The organism is Amycolatopsis sp. NPDC004747 (assembly GCF_053601335.1).
In genome coordinates, this window is the sequence record NZ_JBSGBQ010000015.1 from 174859 (window position 1) to 194635 (window position 19777).

The window sequence follows — 19777 nt, forward strand, 5'->3', positions numbered from 1 at the left end:
TCGTATCGCCGATCGAGGGTTCAGAAAGCGGTTTCACGGCAGGATGACCGGGGTGGCGCAATGCTCGAACCCGGCTCTGCCAAGGCGATTTCGGCCGTCACGCCGTCGGGCCAGGTCAGCGTGACCACGCGGCCGCCCGCGTCGACCGCCGACGACGGATCGGGATCGTCCGGGCCACCGCGGTCCAAGACCACCACGGCGGCGTACACGGCTCCCGGTTCCGGTGGTCCCTCGGTGGCGAGGAACGGGATCGCGGTCCACTCACCCAAGGGAGAGACACCGGACTCGACCGCCACGTCCGCCGTCGTGAAGCCGTTCAGCGGACGCAGCTCCGACCGGAGATCCGGGGTCGACGCGGAGGCCGCCCCGGTTTCCGGCCGGGTTCCGCCCGACACCGGCCAGCCGCTCAGCCGCAGCGAACGAACGGAATCGCCCACGTCGTCGAGGCGCGCGAGCCGCACCTCGACGCCGTGCCGCACCACCGACACGACCGTCAGGAACGGCCCGGGCACCACGGGCCCGCGGCGACCCGAGCCGTGGTCGGGGGAGTCGTCGGCGGCGGTGTCCACCCAGCGGACCCGCCCCCGGGACGCCGCCGCCATGATCCCGCCCGGCAGCTCGAGCGCGTAGCACGTCGAGAACCCGGCCCGGTGGCTCGCCCGGCCGTCGGCGTCCAGCACGTACACCGCGTTGTCGGGCAAGGAACCGAGTGGCGGGACCGTGGCCGTGGAGTACCCGAGCCGGGCGTAGAGCGGCGAGTCGGACCGCGGGTCGCCCGGGCGGGCGTGGTCCGTGCCGTGGTTGACCACCAGGGCGATGCCGTCGCGACGCCGTCCCGAAACGAGCCAGCCGGGCGCGGTGACGACGCGGGCGACGTCGCCGGTCTCGATCGGCAGCGGCTCCTCGACGTCCGTCCACACGGGATGGTGCGCGGGCAGGGCCAGCCCCAGCAGCCCTTTGGCCGCCCAGTACGGCGAACCGGGCCCCGAGTACGCCTGGCGCATCGCGGGCCAGGCGTGGTGCCAGCCCAGGCTCAGCAGACCGTCGGGAGCGCCGAAGTGCCGCACCATCCCGCCCGCCACCCGGCGCGTCAGGCCGGGCGGCAGGTGCGAAGTCCCGGTGAACGCGCCCACCCAGAACGGCGCCGCGGCCGCGAAGCGGTAGACCAGGCTGCGGCCCTGCAACAGCGGCGAGCCGTCGCCGCCCACCAGCCGGACGGCGTCGTCGAGGTAGTCCCGCAGGTCCGCGGCCCACCGGTGCCGCAGCGAGCCGGGGCACAGGGACCCGGTGACGTCGAACAAGTGCGTCCACAGCAACGGGTACAGGTGCAGGGCCCAGCCCGTGTAGTGGTCGTAGGCGCGCTCGTCGCCGTCGCTGAGCCAGCCGCCCGGCCGCCGCAGCGACGCGTGCACGGCGAGGTCCTCCTCGATGTCCGCCGCCGACCACGGGCCGCCCGCCTCACGCAGGAACGACTCCACGACGATCCGGAACCACACCCAGTTGATCGGCGGGTAGGGCTGTCCGATCACCGTCGCGAGCCAGGCGACGACCCGGTCGCGGACGCCGTCGTCGAGGCGGTCCCACAGCCACGGCCGGGTCAGCTGGAGCACCAGCGCGATCGACGCGGCCTCCACCTTGGCCTGGCCGAGCTCGCCGGGCGGCGGCCACGCCTCGGGCGACGCCGGATCGGTGCCGGCGGCCAGCCCGCGCGCGTAGTGCTCCAGGAGGCCACCGGGGTCCGCGCCGCCCTCCCCGGCCACGCGGAAGCCGGCGATCAGGAAGGTCCGGGCGAATCCCTCCAGGCCGTCCGAAACCCGGCCGTTGCGGCTGGCCGGCCCGGGCAGGTCGATCCGGGCGCCCGACGGCGAACGGTACTGCCCGGCCGCCGCGAGCAGCCGGTCGGCCAGCGCCGCGTGGTGCTCGCGGGTCCAGCCGGTGTACGGCGAAAGCCGCCGGTCCTCGGCGGGGGTCATGCCTGCACGGCCAGGGAGTGCCGGGTCACCGGGGCCCGGGGCGGCAGGCCCGCCGCGTAACGCTCCAGCTCGCCGAGTGCCTCGGCGCTCATCCGGCGGGTTTCCGCGCCGAGCGAACCCGCCACGTGCGGCGTCAGCACCACGTTGGGCAGGTCGTAGAGCGGCGAGCCGGCGGGCAGCGGCTCGGGCTCGGTGACGTCGAGAACCGCGTGCAGCCCGTCCGCGGCGCAGGCGTGTTCGAGCGCCGCAGTGTCGACGAGCGCGCCCCGCGCGGTGTTGACCAGCACCGCGCCGGGCGGCAGGGCGGCCAGCTGGGCGGCGCCGATCAGGTGCCGCGTCTCCGGCAGCGACGGGGCGTGCAGGCTCAGCACGTCCGCCTGTGGCAGGGCTTCCGCCAGTGCCGCGGGTTCGGCGCCGGCCGCCCGGATTTCGCGCGCGTCGGCCACCGGGTCGACGACGAGCACCCGGGCCAGGTCCAGCAGCCGCAGCAGCGCGGCGACCCGGCGGCCGACGCGGGAAAACCCGACCAGCACCACCGTCCGGTCGCGGCCGGACAGCTCGCCCCGCCGGTCGCGGTACCCCCAGTCCTCCCGGAACTCCCGGGCGTCCGCGGCCAGGAACGGCACTTTCTTGAACGCCCACAGGATCGCGCCCAGCGTGTACTGGGCGACCGGCTCGGCGTTGGCGTCGGCGGCCGTGGTGACCAGCAGGCCGCGGTCGAACACCGCCGCGCCGACGTGGTCGCGGACGCTGCCCGCCGCGTGCAGCACCGCCCGCAGCTTCGGTGCGGCCCGCAGCACCGCGTCGTCGAGCGGGGGACAGCCCCACGACGTGATCAGCACCTCCACCTCGGCCAGCCGGGCGCGCACCGGCGCCGAGTCGAGCTCGTCGGTGCACAGCGGCTCGCCCAGCCGGGCCGTGGCGCGCAGCCGCGCCAGCTCCGCGTCGCCGAACTGCAGCGCGGCCGTGTCCCGCCCCATCACGAGCAGGGTCTCCGGAAGGCGCGTCACTTGACGCTGCCCGCCGCCAGCCCGGACCGCCATTGCCGGTGCAGCAGCACGAACGCGACCACCAGCGGCAGCACGGCCAGCAGGGAGCCGGTGATGACGAGCGGGTTGTACTGCGGGAACTGGGTCACGCGCGTGCTCCACTGGTAGAGGCCGAGGCTCATCGGGAACAGCTTCGGGTCGGTGAGCATCACCAGCGGCAGGAAGAAGTTGTTCCAGATCCCGACGAACTGGAACAGGAAGACGGTCACCAGGCCGGGCCGCATCATCGGCAGCGCGATGGTGAAGAACGTCCGCAGCTCGCCCGCCCCGTCGGTCCGGGCGGCTTCGAGCACCTCGCCGGGCACCGCGGCCTCGGCGTAGACGCGGGCGAGGTAGACGCCGAAGGGGTTGGTGAGCAAGGGGATGAACACCGCCCAGAACGTGCCGACCACCTCCAGCTGCGACGCCAGCAGGTACAGCGGCAGGGCCAGCGCGGTGGTCGGCACGAGCACCCCGGCCAGCGTCACCGCGAACAGCGCGCGGCGGCCCGGGAAGTCGAGCTTCGCGATCGCGTACCCGCAGGCGGCGCAGATCAGCGAGCCGAGCACCGCGCCGAGCCCGGCGTAGAGCAGCGAATTGCGGATCCAGGCGAGGAAGACACCGTTCTCCTGGGTGAACAGCGCGCCGAGGTTGGCGCCCAGGTCGAACTGCCCGAATTCGAACGCGCCGGTCGTGGAGAAGTCGCCGACGGACTTGGTGGCCGAGGTGACCAGCCAGACCAGCGGCAGCACCGCGTACAGCGCGGCCAGTACCAGCAGGATGTGCACGACCGTGCGGGACGTCCACCGCGAACCGACTGGGGACAGGGTCACCGGGACCTCCTGGCGGACAGGCGCATGACCAGCGCCGAGAGCAGGGCGGAAACCAGGGCCAGCAGCACGCTCGCGGCGGCCGCGCGGCCGTAGTCGTTGGCGATGAACGCGGCTTCGTACACGTAGAGGCTCGGCGACCAGGTGCTCGTCACCGAACCGGTGAACCCGCGCAGCACCAGGGGTTCGGTGAACAGCTGCAGGGACCCGATCACGGTGAACACCAGCGCGACGAACATCGTCGGCCGGATCATCGGGACCTTCACCGACCACGCCGTCCGGAAGCCCCCGGCGCCGTCGGCGCGCGCGGCCTCGAGGACGTCGCGGGGGACGGCCTGCAGCGCGGTGTAGAAGATGATCATGTTGTAGCCGACCCACTGCCAGGTCGCGATGTTGACGATCGAGGCCACGATGCCGGTCTTGCCCAGCGGGTCGAACGGCAGCAGCGCGGTCAGCCCGGAGCCGGGGCTGTAGAGGTAGGCCCAGATGAGCCCGGTGATCACGGTCGGCACCGCGTAGGGCAGGAACACGGCGAGCGAGAAGACCCGCTTGAGCCGCACGACCGCGGAGTCGATCAGCAGCGCCAGCACGAGCGCCAGGCCGAGCATGATCGGGATGTGCACCACGACGAACAGCGCCACGTTGCCGAGGCCGGCGTGGAAGGCGCTGTCGGTGAGCACGTCGACGTAGTTGCCGAGGGCGACGAACGCCTGCGTGGGACCGGAGAAACCCAGGCCGGACAGGCGATCGGTGAACAGGCTCAGGTAGAGCGCGTACCCGATCGGGACGAGCACGGTGGCGGTCAGCAGGATCGCGAACGGCGCCGCCAGCACGAGGCCGGCGCGCCCGCGGCCACGGCGGCCCCGCACCGGGGCGCCGGAGCGGACCGGTGCCGGCGCGCCCGCCGCGCGTTCCGGGGTGAGGACGGTCATCAGGCTTTCCCTTCCAGCACGGTCAATCCCCGCTCGCGCAGCTCGGCGACGGCGCCGGCCTGCGTCTGCCGGACGGCGGTGGCCATGGTCGTGCCGCCGGTCTTCACCCCGCCAAGGTGGTCCTGCACGGCCGAGAACGTCCGCAGGGAGTTGGGCCCCCACGTCCAGTCCGGGACGCGCCGGGCGGCTTCGTCGAGCACGTCGTACACCGGGTCGCCGAGGAAGAAGCCGCCCTTGTACGCCTTCCGGGCGACGTCCCGGCTGGGCAGGTAGCCCGGGAAGGGGGTGGTGAACGTGGTGCCGATCTTCGCGACGGCCGGGTCGGTGCTCAGCCAGCGCAGGAACTTCACGGCGGCATCGGGCACCTCACTTTCGGCGGAGACGGCGAACGCGCTGCCGCCCTGGACACCGTTGGCGGGCACGCCGTCCCAGGTCGGCATCGTGGTGATCGCCCACCGGCCCTTGTCCTTCGGGATGGACTTGCCGAGGGTGCCGACGCTCCACGACGCGCCGAGCAGCCCCCACAGCCGGCCGGTGTGCATCGCGCCGATCCAGTCCTGGTCGCCGGTCGGGGCGGTGGCGACCAGGCCGTCGCGGATCAGGCCCTGCCAGTAGTCCGCGGTGCGCAGGGTGCCCGCGCCGTCGATGTCCACCCGCCAGGAGCCGCCGTCGACCCGCCACCAGGGATCGCCCGCCTGCCAGCACATCCCGGCGAAGAACGAGCCGTCGTTGAGCGGGAACGTCGTCACGCGCGCGGCCGGGTCGGCCTTCTTCACGGCCTGGGCGGCGGCGCGGAAGTCGTCCCACGTGCGGGGGACGGCGATGCCGTGGGAGTCGAAGAGGTCCTTGCGGTAGTAGAGCACCATCGGGGCGAGGTCCATCGGCACCGCCCAGGTGCGGCCGCCGGGCCGGACGCCCTGCCAGGCCGCGGGGGAGTACCCGCGCTCGAGGTCCGCGAGGTCGCCGGTGAGGTCCCGCAGCCCGCCGGTGGTCAGCAGCTGCGGCAGGCCCTGGTACTCCGCGTGCAGGATGTCCGGGGCGTTGTGGGCGCGCAGCGCGTTGGCCTGCTGGGCGTACCCGCCCTTCAGGCCGGCCGCGATCACGTTGAGCTCCACCGAAATGTCCGGGTGGGCGGCGTTGAACGCGGCGACGTACTTGTCCATGCCGGTGAGCCACGACCAGATGGTCACGCGGGTCGCGCCGGACGCGGTGGTCGTCGAGGCGCAGCCGCCGAGCAGCCCGCCGGCCGCGAGCCCGCCCGTGGCCGCGAGGAACGTCCGGCGGTTGAACCCCTGAAGCGTCATTGCTCCTCCGTCGAAGTGATGCCTGTCACTGTCGGGGTGTGCCATAGTGCGAGTCAACATTTCACGACAAAACCGATCACAAACGATCGGAACCGAAGGGCGGCAATGGTGCGGCTCCCCGACGTGCGCGACCGGACGCTCTGGGACGCCGTGGACGGCGCCGCGATCCTCGCCGAAGCCGAGGCCGTGCTCGCGCGCCCGGCACCGGTCCTGACGGCGACGGCGTGGGCCAGGACGTTCCGCGACGGTGTGCGCACCGAGTACGAAGACGCCGCCCGCGAACTGCGTGACCGCGGCACGCTGCTGGTGCTCGGTGCGGTGCTGACCGGGGAGAAACCGCCGGAGGGCACGCCGTTCCTGGACGGCGCGATCGACGGGCTGGTCGCGCTCGCCGAGGCGACCACGTGGTGCTGGGCACCCCACGACCGGCACGCGGCCGGCCGCGGCGAGGTGCTGGCCGACCCCGACGACCCGTTCCTCGACCTGGGCGCGGCCGAGGTCGCGTCCCTGTTCGCCTGGGCCGACCACGTGCTGGGCCCGCACCTCGACCTCCGGGCACCGGGGCTGCGCAGACGGTTGCGGCGCGAGGTCGACGTCCGCGTGCTGACGCCGTTCGAGCGCGTCCGCGACTGGCACTGGCTCGGCCTCGACGGCGACGCGCACAACTGGAACCCGTGGATCCACTCCGGCGTCCTCACGGCCGCGCTCCTGCTCGTCGACGACGAAGAGCGGCGACGGCGGCTGGTGCGGCTGGTCGTCGAAGGCCTCGGCCACTACGTCGCCGTGCTGCCCGACGACGGGGGCATCGACGAAGGCGTCGCCTACTGGTGGCACGGCGCCTGCCGCCTGCTGGAGTGCCTCGACCTGCTGGCCGGCTCGGGAGATCTGCCCGTGCTGCCCGAGCTGATCCGCTTCCCGCACCGGATGCACCTGGGCGGCGACGCCTACGTCAACGCCGGAGACGCCCCGGCCCGCCTCTCGCCGGCCCAGCCGTGGCACGTCCTTCACCGGTGGGGCGAGCGGTTCGGCGACGACGACGTCCGGGCGCACGCGGTGAGCCGGGCGCGGGCGGGCGGACGGCTCGTGTGGCCGTCGGCCGGGCTCGGCCGCGCACTGTCCGGCCTGGCGGACCCGGACTGGCGGAGGGCCGTGGCGACCGAACCCGAGCCCACCTGGCCGGCCCGCGAGGAGTGGCTGCCACGGGTGCAGGTGCTCGTGGCGCGGGAGCGCGCGGGGACCTTCCGCGGGTTGACCGTGGCGGCGAAGGCGGGGCACAACGGGGAACGGCACAACCACCTCGACGTGGGCTCCTACTGGGTGGCGGCCGACGGGGTGCCCGTGGTGGCCGACGTCGGCCAGCCGACCTACACCGCGGCCAGCTTCGGGCCGGACCGCTACCGGGCCTGGCCGCTGCGCAGCGAATGGCACAACGTGCCCGAGCCGGGGGTGACGCAGGCGCCAGGCGAAGCGTCCGGAGCCCGGGACGTCCGGGTGACCCTGACCGCGGAGGCCGCCACGCTCACCGCGGACCTCGCCGGGGCGTACCCGGGGATCGCGCGCTGGATCCGGTCCGTGCGGCTGGTCCGCGTCCCGCACGCCCGGGTCGTGGTGGAGGACGACGACTCCGTCCGGCCGGTCCGGCTCCGGCACGTCCTGGCGGGCGAGGTCGAGCTGGGGGACGGCGAAGCGGTGGTGGCGCGGGACGGCGTGCGGGTGCGGCTGACCTGGGACGCCCGGCACACCACCGCGGAACTCGAGCGGCGGCCGCTGGACGACCCGCTGCTGCGGGCGTCCTGGGGCGAGCACCTCACCCGGCTCACCCTGCTGGTGCGCGAGGGGCCGGCGCGGGTCCGGCTGGAGCAGGTCCGGTGATGCTCGCCTCCGAACGGCACCGGCTGATCCTTTCCCTGGTGCGCGAGCAGGGCGCCGTCCGGCTCGCCGAGCTCGTCGAGCGGCTGGGCGTCACCGCCGTCACCGTGCGCCGGGACGTCACCGAGCTGGCCGACCGCGGCCTGCTGACGCGGGTGCACGGCGGCGTCACGCTGACCCGGCCCCGCGGCGGCCACCCCGAGCCCGGGCGCGCCGCTTCGGTGTTCGGCCCGGCCACGCACGGCGCGCTGGTCGGCATGGTGGTGCCGTCGGTCGAGTACTACTGGCCCACGGTGGTCCAAGGGGCGCAGGCCACGGTGGCCGCCGCGGGCGGACGGCTCGTCCTGCGCGCGTCGAGCTACGACGCGGCCGAGGACCGCCGCCAGGTCACGAAGCTCCTCGAACGCGGCGTGCAGACGGTGCTGGCCGCCCCGGCCACCAGCGGGCGCGGTGCGCTGGACCTGTTGCGCTGGCTGGGTTCGCTGAGCGTCCCGGTGGTGCTCGTCGAGCGCCTGCCGCCGCCGGAGCTGCCCACCCTCGCCCTGGACGCGGCCACCACGGCGCACGCGCTCGGCGCGGGACTGGCCGTCCGGCACCTGGTTTCCCTCGGGCACCGCGGGGTCGGGCTGGTGACGTCCCGGACCAGCCCGACCAGCCGGGCGCTGCGCACCGGCTGGCGGGAGACGATCGGCTCGCTCGGCCTGGACGCGGGCACGTCGCCGGACCTCGACGTGCCGGTCTACGGTTCCCCGGGCTGGGCCGGCGAATACGACGCCCTGCTGGAGCGCTGCCGCCGGGCCGGCGTCCGCGCCCTGGTGGTGCACGCCGACCGGGAAGCCATCGGCCTGATCGAGCGGGCCCGCGACGGCGGCGTCGCGGTGCCCGGCGAGCTGGCGGTGGTCTCCTACGACGACGAGGTCGCGGCGGCGTCCGACCCGCCGCTGACCGCGGTCTGCCCGCAGAAGCACCGGCTCGGCGCGGTGGCGGCCGAACTCGCGCTGGCCCGCCTCGCCGACGCGATCGGGCGGCCCGTCCACCGCCTCCAGCTCTGGCCGACGCTCGTGGTGCGCGAATCGTGCGGGAGCGCCGGAGTCACCGCGCTCGGGTGACGCCGGTGCCCGACAGCGTCAGGAAACCGCGAGGCGGCGCAGGGCCGCTCGGGTCGTCACGGCGGTGCCGAGGGCGACGACGAGAACCGTGCCCGTCACCAGGAAACGGGCCGGTGACCGGTCGCGGCGAGCGGGGACCGGGGGACGGGACACCGTGAGGCCGGTGAGCGCGCGTTCGGCGTCGGCCATCGACGGCCGGGCCGCCGGCTCCGGGCGGACCAGCGCCAGCAGGGCGTCGAGGAGCGGGCCGTGGTGGCGTGGCGGGACGGCGGTGCCCGGCGCTCGCCCTTCGAGGGCGAAGTACAGGGTGGCGCCCAGGGCATAGACGTCCGAGGAACACCCCGGGCTCGTGCCGCCGGCCACCTCCGGGGCGGGGAAACCGCCGGTGCCCAGCCCGAAGCCGGCGATCTTGGCCGTCCCGTCCGCGGTGAGCAGCACCTGGTCCGGACCGAACCCGCGGTGGAGGACGCCCGCGGCGTGCGCGGCCGCCAGCGCCGAAGCCAGCTGCGCGCCGAGCGCCGCGACCCGGTCCGGCGGCAGGCTCCCGCGCCGCGTGACCAGCTCGGTCAAGGAGCCTGCCGTCAGGTCCTCGGTCACCACGTACGGCGTCAGGTCGTGCTCGAAGACGTCGTGCACCACCAGGACGTGCGGGTGGTGCAGGCGGACGGCCGCGCGCGCGTCGCGGATCGCCTTGGCCCGGACGCGGTCGGAATGGGCCGCGTCGAACGGGCACCCCGGCGGCCGCCGTTCGACGACGACGAACCGGTCCAGCAGTTCGTCCTTGGCCCGCCACGCCGTGGCACCGGCCGGTTCGAGCAGGCGGTACCGCCCGGCCAATAGGCCCTTCTTCGCTGCCACCGGTATCCCCTCATCGCCGTCGACGGCCCCTCTCAAGGGGAATACGGCCGCCACCGGCACCAGGTTCGGCGGGCAGCGCCGATCGCCGGGGAATTTTCATCCGCCGGACGGCGCCGCGGTGCTTTCCCCGGTGACGAACGCCGGGACCACCACGGCGGGCTCGGCGGCCGGTCCGCCGTCGAGCTGGCGCACCGCCCGCTGGACGGACAGGCTCCCCAGCTCGGCCGCCGGGATCACCACCGCGGTCGGCCGGATCCGCTGCTGCCCCGCCACGGTGCCCGAGCAGATCGCGACGACGGAGACGTCGCCGGGAACCTGCCGCCCGCGTTGCCGGAGCGCGCTCGTGACCAGCGGGAGGGTGGCTTCGTCGTGGACGACCAGCGCGGTCGGGCCGTCCTCGGCGAGCAGCGCGTCCAGGCCGCGGGCGACGTCTTCGGCGGTGGGCGGGCAAGGCTGAGAAATCGCTTTCACGCCGCGCTCGCCGGCGGCGGCGCGGAAGCTCTCGACGAACCCCTTCAGGTACCGGAGGCGGGGACCGGGCAGCTCGGCCGACGGCTCGAGGTGGGCGACCGACCGGTGGCCGAGGTCGGCGAGGTGGGTGAGACAGGCCCGGCCGGCCGGGGTGAAGTCGAGTGCCACCGAGGCCAGCCCGCGCTGCTGCCCGGGCGGGCCGACCAGCACCGCGGGGCGGCCGGAGGCCAGCAGGACGGGCACGCGCGGGTCGTCGTCGCCGGCGTCCAGCACGATCACCGCGTCGGCCAGCGCGGCCGAAGTCACCCGGTGCAGGCCCGAGGTGCCTTCGTCGTCGGTGACCAGCAGCAGGTCGAAGCCGAGCTTGCGGGCCGCGCCCGCGGCGGCGGAGAAGAACTCCATCTCCATGCCCAGCTGCCGGTCGCCCAGCGGCGGCACCGCCACCGCGAGGACGCCGGCGCGGGGCGACGGCGACCCGCCGCGGCGCCGGTAGCCGAGGGCGCGGATGGTTTCCTCGACCCGGCGCCGGGTGGCCGCGGAGATCGTCCGCTTCCCGGTGATCACGTAGGACACGGTGCTCGCCGAGACACCGGCCGCGTTCGCCACGTCGGTGATCGTCACCGCGCCGCGGCCGCCGGCGGACGGCTCGTCCGCCACGTCGCGGAAATTCGTCATTTCGTGAGGACTTTCTCGAGAACCATTGTCCGATCCGTTGTCCGGCCGGAAGTTAGCGCTAACAGGAAGCGGTGGAGGTCGACCTTAATGCCGCTTCTCACCGCTGGTCAAGCCACCTTCGTCGGAGGCGGGGAAACGCGCCGGGCGCCGATTCATTCCCCGGGGCGGCAGTCGGTCACCGGCAGCCCGCGGTTGCCGCCGCGGGCCAGGGCGATGAAGCCGAAGGTGGTCGATTCGCCCGGCTGCAGCACGGCATTCCACTCGGCGTTCGCGATCGCCGGGGTGGCGCCGGTCCGCACCAGCCTGCCGTTCCAGAGGTCGTCGACGCTCGTCCCGGCCGGGTTCGTCCAGCTGACCGTCCACCCGGTGACCTCGGCCCGCCCGCTGTTGCGCACGGTCACCAGCCCCTTGAAACCGCCGTTCCACGACTCCACCACCTGGTAGCGCGCGGCGCAGGCCGCGGGGCCGGCGGCCCGGGACGGGCGCTGGCTGGTGGACGGTGTCGTGGACGGCGTCTTGGACGGTGCCGAAGCGAGCTGGGCCGCCGCGCTCGTGGGCTCCCGGCCCGGCGGGAGCGACGTCGCCGCCACGACCGCGGCCGCCGTCAGCGCCAGTGCCGTTCCGGCGAAGACCACCCGGGAGCGGCGGCGGGGGCGGACCGGCGGGGGCGCGTTGTTCGCCGGGACCGCCACCGGGACCAGGCCGGGCGCGGTGGCTCGGGTCAGCAGCCGGGCCGCCCCGGCCATCGCGGGGCGGGCGGCGGGATCCCGGTGGAGCAGCCGGAGGACGGTGTCGGTGACCGGGCCGCTGGTGACGGGCGGGGTGATGGTGCCGGCGCCGACCCGTTTGAGCAGGGCCAGCTGGTTTTCGTCGGTGCCGGACGGCGGCCGCCCTTCGAGCGCGGTGTAGAGCGTCGCCCCGAGCGAGTAGACGTCGGACGGGAAGCCGGGTTCTTCGCCCTCCGCGACTTCCGGGGCCAGGTAGGCCGGCGTGCCGACGACCAGCCCGCGGCCGGTGGCGGTGCCCTCCCCGCGGGCGTGGGCCACGCCGAAGTCGGTGATCTTCGCCGAGCCGTCCGGGGTGACCAGGACGTTGTTGGGGCTGATGTCGCGGTGCACCACGCCTTCCGCGTGCGCCGCGGCCAGTGCCGAGGCGAGCTGCGCGCCGAGCTCGGCCACGTACTCCGGCACCAGCGGGCCGTGCTCTTCCAGCAGGTCGGTCAGCGTGCGGGCCGGCAGGTACTCCATCGTGATGTAGGCCGCGGTGCCCTGCTCGACGACGTCGTGGACGACGACGGCGTGCGGGTGGCGCAGCCGGGCGGTGACCCGGGCCTCCCGGATCGTGCGCTCGCGCGTGCGCTCCGCCGCGTCCGGATCGGCGGGGGAGTCGGGGAAGAGCTGCTTGATCGCGACCAGGCGGTCGAGCCGCTCGTCCTTCGCCCGCCACACGGTCCCCATCGCGCCGTGTCCCGCCCGGCCGAGCACGCGGTACCGGCCGGCGATCACTGCCCCTTCGCGCACGGGCGCGCTCCCCTCCGTCGTCTCCGTCACCGGGGAACACGGCCGGTTCCGGCGCGCAGTTCGGCCCGTCGGACCAATTCACTCACCTGGGTGGGGGCCGGAAATGTGTTCGACGTATTCGTTCCGGATGCCGGAAACGAAAACGGCCGCTACGGAAGAAATGGCGATCCGGATGTGTCGGAACGATAACGGTTCAGTTCGATCGGCAGTTGACGACCGGGAGGGCCGGGACGACCGCGCGGCCGGAGGTGACGTCCTGGTTGAGCCCGAACGAAGCCGAACCGTCCGGCTCGACGAGGGCGTTCCAGCCCGCGTCGGTGACGGTCACCGCCGAGCCGACCTGGCGCAGGGTGCCGTTCCAGAGGTCCCGGATGCTGGCCCCGCCGGGCTGCACCCAGGTCACCGCCCAGGCGATGAGCCGCCTCGGCCGGTCGTTGTGCACGGTCACCTGCACCTGGTAACCGCCCGGCCAGGCGTTCGTGATCTCGTAGCGCGCGGTGCACCCGGCGGTGTCGCCGAGCGGAGCGGGTGGTGCGGGCGGCGTGGTGCGCCGCCCCGATCCTTCGGACACGCGAGCGGGCGCCGGCGCGGGCGCCGTGGTGGTGCTGCTGACCGTGTGGTCGGCGGTGACCGTCGACGGCGGGTGCTCGACGGGGGCCGCGGTGGTGGTCCCGGGCCGGTCGGCGAGGGCGAGCCCGGCCGCCACGCTCACCGACGTCAGGCACGCGGCGGCCCCGGTCACGGCGGCGCGGCGGAGCCGGGACCGGCGGGGCACGGCGTCCGGGGGCGGCTTGCCGACGGCGGCCAGCAGGTCCACCGCCTCCTGCATCGTGGGGCGCGCGGCCGGGTCGCGTTCGAGCATCCGCATCAGCACGGCGGTCAGCGGGCCGCCGTGCTCCGGCGGGGTGAGCTGGTTTTCGGTGATCCGCCGGAGCAGGGCGATCGGGTCGTCGCCGGTGCCGAACGGCGGCGTGCCCTCCAGCGCGGTGTAGAGCGTGGCGCCGAGTGAGTAGACGTCGGACGGCAGGCCCGCTTCGCCGCCCCGGGCGACTTCCGGGGCCAGGTAGGGGAGCGTGCCGACGACGACGCCGTCGTCCGCGGCCGGGTGCTCGCCCAGCGTGCGCGACACGCCGAAGTCGGTGATCCGGGCGGTGCCGTCGTCGGTGACGAGCACGTTGTTGGGCGTGACGTCCCGGTGCAGGATCCAGTCGCCGTGCGCGGCGGCCAGTGCCGCGCCGACCTGCCGCCCGAGCCGCAGCACGTCGCACCGCGGCAGCGGCCCGCGGGTGACGAGGAGCTCGGTCAGCGATCGGGCGGGCACGTACTCCATCACCAGGTACATCGAGCCGGCGTCCTCGAAGACGTCGTACACCGCGACGGCGTGCGGGTGCCGCAGGCGCGAAGCCAGCCGCGCCTCCCGGATCGCCCGCTCGCAGACGTCACCGCCCCCGCCCGGCTCGTGCAGGAACTGCTTGACGGCCACGACGCGGTCCAGCCGCTCGTCCTTGGCCCGCCACACCAGGCTCATCGCGCCGCGGCCGAGGTGCCCCAGTAGCCGGTACCGCCCGTTGACGAGCTGTTCCTCGAAAGCCACCCGTACCCCTGCGTCGATCGACGAAACCGATGCACTTTTTAGCAGAAGTCGGACGTGCGGTGGGGCTTCGGGACCGACTGGATCTCCGAACCGTTATCCGGATCACCGGGCCGCATTCCGGTAATTCGCCGCGCGGGTGTCCGGGTTCGACGAATTCGGCCGCGGCGGCGAACGCTCGTCACGGCCGGTCCACGCGCTGCCGCTGCGGCACGACGACGTACTTGGGGTCCTTTGTGGACTCGACGCCCGCTTCGAAAACGCCGAAGCGCTGCAACGCACTCCCGGCGAACAGGGCGGCCCCGGCGGCCACCGACACCGCGCGGCTGCGGTGCCCGGCCAGCGCGCCGAGCAGCCCGGCCGCGGTCAGGCGTTCCGACCACTTCCGCAGCCGGTGCGCCTTGCCCGTCGTGTACGCCTCCGCCGTGAGGCCGAGCCGCTTCTCCAGCACCTTCGACGCCACCAGTTCGGTCACCGCGCCGGCGGCCGCCAGCGCCCGGGCCGGGCCGGCCTCCTCGACCGGGACCAGCGCCATCGCGAAGCCGCCCGAGCTGGCCGCCGCCGAGCCGGTGAACACGAACGGCAGTTCCGCGTGGGCCTCGTGCCAGGCCGGCACCGCCGTCTGCGAAAGGAGCACGGCCGTGTAGGACGCCACGGCCGGCGCGACGACCGCCGACGACAACCCGGCCGGCCGGGCCACCGCGCGCAGCACCCGCCCGGGCAGCGAGCGCCGCAGCCCGGCGGGCAGCACCTCGGCGGCCGCCGCGACACCCATCCCGGGGCCGAAGGCGCTCAGGATCCAGGTGCCCACGCTCATCGGCGACGTCGGCTTCGCGACGCGCAGCATGTGGTGGAACCGTTCCGGCCGCCCGAGGTCGGCGACCAGCAGGTAGACGCTGGCGACCAGGGCCGCCAGCGAACCCGTCCGGCCCACCCGGCGGAGTGCGGGCCGCCCGGTGAGATCGGCCCCGGCGGCCAGCAGCGACGTGCCCGCGGCGAGCCCGCCGGTGAACAGGTAGGCGGGGACCTTCCACTCCCACACCGGCGGCTTGAGGACCGGCCGCCCGTAGTAGGACCGGAAGTCGGCGCGCGGCACCATCAGCTCTTCCCCGGAACCGCCGCGCCTGCGGCGGCCGCCGAAGACGCGGGCGCGGGTGTCGGCGGCTCCGGCGTCGCTGCGGGGTTCGCGCGGGGTCACCGGCGCCGCCTTCCGAACCCACCGAACGACGCGACCGCGGCGGCGAGCAGCGCCGAGGCCGCCATCCCGGCGTACTTCCACATCGCGGGCAGCTCGCGGGTCGGCACCACCGGGTCCGGCGGCAGCCCGTAGACCTCGGGCTCGTCCAGCAGCAGGAAGAACGCGCCGCCGCCACCGACGCCGTCTTCCGGGTCGTGGCCGTAAAGCCGGGCCTCGGGCACGCCCCGCTCGTGCAGCTGCCCAACCCGGCGCGCGGCCCGCTCGCGCAGCTCGTCCAGCTCGCCGAACTGGATCGAGTCGGTCGGGCAGGCCTTGGCGCACGCCGGCTCGAGGCCGTCGTGGAGCCGGTCGTAGCAGAGCGTGCACTTCTGCGCCCGGCCGTCGTCCGGACGGCGGTCGATCACCCCGTACGGGCAGCCGGAAACGCAGTAGCCGCAGCCGTTGCAGATGTCCTGCTGGACCACCACCGTGCCGAACTCGGTGCGGAACAGCGCCCCGGTCGGGCAGACGTCGAGGCAGCCCGCGTGGGTGCAGTGCTTGCACACGTCCGAGGCCATCAGCCAGCGGAAGTCGGTGCGGCCCTCGGCGCCGGTCTTCCCGCCCGGCAGGTCGAACGACGGCATCCCGAGGTCCTCCGGCGCCCGTGGCAGGGGAGAGGTGCCCAGCTCGCCGCCGCCGCGCGGGGCCTGCCGCAGCTCGTCGGCGACGAACGCGGTCGTCACGTCGATCGCCGACGGTCCGGTCGGCAGCCCGTCGAGGCCCGGGGACTGCGCGCCGAGCGGGCGCTGCTGCTCGATGAAGGCCACGTGCCGCCACGAGTTCGCGCCGAGCGCGCCGGTGTTGTCGAACGACATCCCGAGCAGGTCGAGCCCGTCTTCGGGGACGTTGTTCCACTCCTTGCAGGCGACTTCGCAGGCCTTGCAGCCGATGCACACCGACGTGTCGGTGAAGAACCCGACGCGCGGCGGGTGCCCGGTGTGCCCGGCCTCGGCGGCGACGTCCGGCAGCGGCCCGGAAAGCCGGTTCTCGATGCTCATGGTCCGTCCTCCGTGCCGTGGCCGGGTTCGACGTGCTCGGTGTCGTGCACAGTCGCCACCTGCGTGCCCGTTTCGGGCGTGATGCCCGCCCGCGTGCGGTACTCCGCGAGCAGCGCGAGCAGCCCGGCACCGCGCGGCCGCCGCCCGGGCCGGACGTCGCAGGTGGCGACCTTGCTCTCCTGGATGAAGACGTTCGGGTCCAGCACCACGCCGAGCAGGTCGTTCACCACGTCCCGGGACACCAGCCCGGAACTGCCCCAGTGGTAGGGCATCCACACCTGGTGCACGACCCGGTCCTGCACCCGCAGCGGTGCCATCCGGTCGGTGACGAACACCCGCGCCTCGACCGCGGCCCGCGCGGTGATCACGTGCGCCCAGCCCAGGTGCGCCAGCCCGCGCAGCTTCGCGAGCTCGGGGGAGACCTCGACGAACAGGTCCGGCTGCAGCTCCGAGAGGTACGGCAGGGTCCGGCTCATCCCGCCCGCGGTGTGGTGCTCGGTGAGCCGCGCGGCGGTGAACACGAACGGGAAAACCTCGCCGCCGGTCTCGGGCGGCGACGGGTGCGACGGGTTGTCGCGGCGGCCGTAGACCTTCCGCGTCGGATTCCCCTGCTGCGTGTAGAACGGGTTCCGGAACGGCGATTCGTGCGGCTCGTAGTGCGCCGGCAGCGGTCCGTCGGCCAGCCCGTTCGGCGCGAACAGCCACGCCTTGCCGTCCGACTGCATGACGAACGGGTCGTCGCCGCGCAGCGCGTCCGGGCCGACGGCGTCCGGCGGCGGGACGTGGTCCGGCGGCTTGGTCTTCTCGAAGTCGGGGACGTCGTGGCCGGTCCATTCGCCGCGCTCGGCGTCCCACCAGATCAGGGCCTTGCGCTCGCTCCACGGCCGTCCCTGCGGGTCGGCGGAGGCGCGGTTGTAGAGCACCCGCCGGTTCAGCGGCCACACCCAGCCCCACTCCAGGGCGTAGAGGTCCTGCTCGAACCGGGACTTGCGGCGGGCGGCCTGGTTGACGCCGTCGGCGTAGACGCCGCTGTAGATCCAGCACCCGCAGGAGGTGGTGCCGTCGGCCTTGAGCTCGAGGTAGCCGCCGACCTCCTTGCCGGTGGTCAGGTCCTGGCCGCTGATCCGCCGCAGCACGTCCTCGGCGGACGGCTCGTCACCGTGCACCGCGTAGTCCCAGGCGAGGTCGAGCACCGGCCGGTCCCGCTCGTCTTCCGAGCCCGCCAGCCGTTCCCGGACCAGGCGGCCCAGGTGGTGGAAGAACCACAGCTCGGACCGCTGGTCCCCGGCCGGTTCGACGGCCTTTTCGCGCCACTGCAGCATGCGCTGGGTCTGGGTGAACGTGCCTTCCTTCTCGACGTGCGAGGCGGCGGGGAAGAAGAACACCTCGGTGCGGCACTGCTCCGGCACGATCTCGCCGGTCTCGATCTCCGGCGCGTCCTTCCAGAACGTGGCGCTCTCGATCATCGTCAGGTCCCGGACGACGAGCCAGTCGAGGTTGGCCATGCCGAGCCGCTGCAGCCGGCCGTGCGCCGACCCGACGGCGGGGTTCTGCCCGAGCAGGAAGTAGCCGGACACCTTGCCGTCGACCATGTCCATGACCGTGCGGTAGGTGCCGTGGTCGCCGTCGATCCGCGGCAGGTAGTCGAAGCAGAAGCCGTTGTCGGCAGTGGCTTTCTCGCCCCAGTACTCCTTGAGCAGCGACACGGTGTAGGCGTCGGCGTTGCGCCAGAAGCCCTTCTGCTTGTCACCGCGGACGCTCTCGAGGTAGTCGTCGAGGGTGGCCTGCTCGGGGGTCGGCATCGGCAGGTAGCCGGGCAGCAGGTTGAACAGCGTCGGGATGTCGGTCGAGCCCTGGATGCTGGCGTGCCCGCGCAGCGCGAACACCCCGCCGCCCGGTCGGCCGATGTTGCCGAGCAGCAGCTGGATGATCGAGCCCGCCCGGATGTACTGGGCGCCGACGCTGTGTTGCGTCCAGCCGACGCTGTAGACGAGCGCGGCGGTGCGTTCCCGGCCCGAGTTGCGCGTCCAGGCGGCACAGACCCGCTGGAAGAGCTCCTTGGGCGTCCCGCAGGTCGCCTCGACCATCTCCGGGGTGTAGCGGGCGAAGTGGCGCTTGAGGATCTGGAACACGCAGCGCGGGTGCTGCAGCGTCGGGTCGGCGGTGATCTCCTCGCTGCCGCCTTCCAGCACCGGGCCGCCCGAGCCGTGCTGGTCGGACGCCGACGTCTCCTTGCCGTGCGGGGTCTCCTTCGGCCGCACGCTCTCGTAGTGCCAGGTGGCCGGGTCGTAGGCGGCCTTCGCCTCGTCGTAGCCGCTGAACAGGCCGTCGAGGTCCTCGGTGTCGCGGAAGTCCTCGGACACCAGGAAGGAGGCGTTGGTGTAGGCGACCACGTACTCCCGGAAGTCCAGGTCGTTGCTCAGGATGTGGTTGATCACCCCGCCGAGGAACGCGATGTCGGTGCCGGCCCGCAGCGGGACGTGGGCGTCGGCCAGCGCGCTCGTGCGGGTGAAGCGCGGGTCGATGTGGAACACCTCGGCCCCGCGGGCCTTCGCCTCCATCACCCACTGGAACCCCACCGGGTGCGCCTCGGCCATGTTCGAGCCCATGATGACGACACAGTCGGAGTTCTGCAGGTCCTGCTGGTAGTCCGTCGCGCCACCGCGACCGAAGGAGGTCCCCAGACCGGGAACCGTGGCGGAGTGTCAAATACGAGCCTGGTTCTCGATCTGGATGGCGCCCAGCGCCGTGAAGAGCTTCTTGATCAGGTAGTTCTCTTCGTTGTCCAGGGTGGCGCCGCCGAGGCTGGCGAGGCCCATCGTGCGGCGCAGCGGCTTCCCGTCGTCGTCGGTGTCCTGCCAGCCCTTCCGGCGGGCGTCGAGCACGCGGTCGGCGACCATCTCCATGGCCGTGCCGAGGTCCAGCTCGGTCCACTCGGTGGCGTACGGCGCGCGGTAGCGGACCTTCTGCTCCCGCTGCGGGCCGGTGACCAGCTGCTTGCTCGCCGAGCCCTTGGGGCAGAGCCGGCCGCGGGAGATCGGGCTGTGCGGGTCACCCTCGATCTGGACGACCTTTTCGTCCTTCACGAAGACCTGCTGCCCGCAGCCGACGGCGCAGTAGGGGCAGACCGACCTGGCCACCCGGTCGGCGCTCGCGGTGCGCGGCGCGAGCGCCTCGGAACGCGGCGACTCGGCGGCCTTGCCGCGGCCGAGCGGGTCGGTGCCGGTGAGCTGGCGGTAGACGGGCCACAGCTCGAGCCACTTCCGTGGTCCCATGGCACCTCCCGCTCGCGTCACGCCCGGCTACCCGCGGTCCCCGCAGCCTAAACCGGCTCGGCCGATCCGGCCTCCGATGCGCCCCAAGGTGGCCTTCGGTGCGTGGG

14 protein-coding genes are annotated in these 19777 nt (G+C 73.9%); 2 read left to right on the plus strand and 12 right to left on the minus strand.

What is annotated here, in order from left to right:
- Positions 1-20 precede the first annotated feature (20 nt).
- Genes ACWEGE_RS24895 through ACWEGE_RS24915 form a run of 5 tightly spaced genes read right to left on the minus strand, consistent with a single transcriptional unit; the run spans position 21 to position 6067 of the window.
- Entirely contained in the window at positions 21-1973 is a 1953-nt protein-coding gene (locus ACWEGE_RS24895; protein ID WP_449662850.1) for a DUF2264 domain-containing protein, read from the minus strand.
- The gene (locus tag ACWEGE_RS24900; RefSeq protein WP_449662851.1) at positions 1970-2983 is read right to left on the minus strand and encodes a hydroxyacid dehydrogenase; all 1014 of its coding nucleotides are present in this window, start codon (positions 2981-2983) and stop codon (positions 1970-1972) included. Before ACWEGE_RS24900 ends, ACWEGE_RS24895 begins: the two co-directional genes overlap by 4 nt.
- Entirely contained in the window at positions 2980-3789 is an 810-nt protein-coding gene (locus ACWEGE_RS24905) for a carbohydrate ABC transporter permease (protein WP_449662897.1), read from the minus strand. Before ACWEGE_RS24905 ends, ACWEGE_RS24900 begins: the two co-directional genes overlap by 4 nt.
- 41 nt (positions 3790-3830) lie before the next feature.
- Complete coding sequence (locus ACWEGE_RS24910; RefSeq protein WP_449662852.1) at positions 3831-4763, minus strand: carbohydrate ABC transporter permease; 933 nt, start codon at positions 4761-4763, stop codon at positions 3831-3833.
- Positions 4763-6067: an ABC transporter substrate-binding protein gene (locus tag ACWEGE_RS24915; RefSeq protein WP_449662853.1), complete on the minus strand. Its 1305-nt coding sequence runs from the start codon at positions 6065-6067 to the stop codon at positions 4763-4765. The genes ACWEGE_RS24910 and ACWEGE_RS24915 overlap by 1 nt, the downstream gene beginning before the upstream one ends.
- Positions 6068-6172: 105 nt before the next feature.
- Here ACWEGE_RS24915 and ACWEGE_RS24920 point away from each other — a divergent pair, with 105 nt between their 5' ends.
- Positions 6173-7939: a heparinase gene (locus ACWEGE_RS24920; protein ID WP_449662854.1), complete on the plus strand. Its 1767-nt coding sequence runs from the start codon at positions 6173-6175 to the stop codon at positions 7937-7939.
- On the plus strand, positions 7939-9045 hold the full coding sequence (locus ACWEGE_RS24925; RefSeq protein ID WP_449662855.1) for a substrate-binding domain-containing protein: 1107 nt from the start codon (positions 7939-7941) through the stop codon (positions 9043-9045). Before ACWEGE_RS24920 ends, ACWEGE_RS24925 begins: the two co-directional genes overlap by 1 nt.
- Positions 9046-9063: 18 nt before the next feature.
- Here ACWEGE_RS24925 and ACWEGE_RS24930 read toward each other — a convergent pair whose 3' ends face one another.
- The 7 genes from ACWEGE_RS24930 to fdh form a co-directional block, all read right to left on the minus strand.
- Complete coding sequence (locus tag ACWEGE_RS24930; RefSeq protein WP_449662856.1) at positions 9064-9903, minus strand: protein kinase domain-containing protein; 840 nt, start codon at positions 9901-9903, stop codon at positions 9064-9066.
- A 96-nt stretch (positions 9904-9999) separates the two neighbouring features.
- Positions 10000-11049, minus strand: coding sequence for a LacI family DNA-binding transcriptional regulator (locus ACWEGE_RS24935; protein WP_449662857.1), 1050 nt, complete (start codon positions 11047-11049; stop codon positions 10000-10002).
- Positions 11050-11201: 152 nt separating this feature from the next.
- A complete protein-coding gene (locus ACWEGE_RS24940) occupies positions 11202-12569 on the minus strand; it encodes a serine/threonine-protein kinase (protein WP_449662858.1) in 1368 nt (455 codons plus the stop codon).
- Positions 12570-12762: 193 nt separating this feature from the next.
- Positions 12763-14163 carry a serine/threonine-protein kinase gene (locus tag ACWEGE_RS24945; RefSeq protein ID WP_449662859.1) on the minus strand — a complete coding sequence of 467 codons (1401 nt, stop codon included), beginning with the start codon at positions 14161-14163 and terminating at the stop codon, positions 12763-12765.
- 178 nt (positions 14164-14341) lie between these two features.
- Positions 14342-15358: an NrfD/PsrC family molybdoenzyme membrane anchor subunit gene (nrfD, locus tag ACWEGE_RS24950; RefSeq protein ID WP_449662860.1), complete on the minus strand. Its 1017-nt coding sequence runs from the start codon at positions 15356-15358 to the stop codon at positions 14342-14344.
- A complete protein-coding gene (locus tag ACWEGE_RS24955) occupies positions 15355-16395 on the minus strand; it encodes a 4Fe-4S dicluster domain-containing protein (protein ID WP_449662861.1) in 1041 nt (346 codons plus the stop codon). The genes nrfD and ACWEGE_RS24955 overlap by 4 nt, the downstream gene beginning before the upstream one ends.
- Positions 16392-19670 (minus strand): formate dehydrogenase, encoded by a 3279-nt coding sequence (gene fdh / locus ACWEGE_RS24960; protein WP_449662862.1) that lies wholly within the window; start codon positions 19668-19670, stop codon positions 16392-16394. Before fdh ends, ACWEGE_RS24955 begins: the two co-directional genes overlap by 4 nt.
- Positions 19671-19777 lie beyond the last annotated feature (107 nt).

Bases quoted from the DNA above. Each gene is read 5' to 3' on its own strand.
- ACWEGE_RS24935 (WP_449662857.1), bottom strand. From the start codon at position 11,049: ATGACGAATTTCCGCGACGTGGCGGACGAGCCGTCCGCCGGCGGCCGC.
- ACWEGE_RS24925 (WP_449662855.1), top strand. From the start codon at position 7,939: ATGCTCGCCTCCGAACGGCACCGGCTGATCCTTTCCCTGGTGCGCGAG.
- ACWEGE_RS24955 (WP_449662861.1), bottom strand. From the start codon at position 16,395: ATGAGCATCGAGAACCGGCTTTCCGGGCCGCTGCCGGACGTCGCCGCC.
- ACWEGE_RS24910 (WP_449662852.1), bottom strand. From the start codon at position 4,763: ATGACCGTCCTCACCCCGGAACGCGCGGCGGGCGCGCCGGCACCGGTC.
- ACWEGE_RS24895 (WP_449662850.1), bottom strand. From the start codon at position 1,973: ATGACCCCCGCCGAGGACCGGCGGCTTTCGCCGTACACCGGCTGGACC.
- ACWEGE_RS24920 (WP_449662854.1), top strand. From the start codon at position 6,173: ATGGTGCGGCTCCCCGACGTGCGCGACCGGACGCTCTGGGACGCCGTG.
- ACWEGE_RS24915 (WP_449662853.1), bottom strand. From the start codon at position 6,067: ATGACGCTTCAGGGGTTCAACCGCCGGACGTTCCTCGCGGCCACGGGC.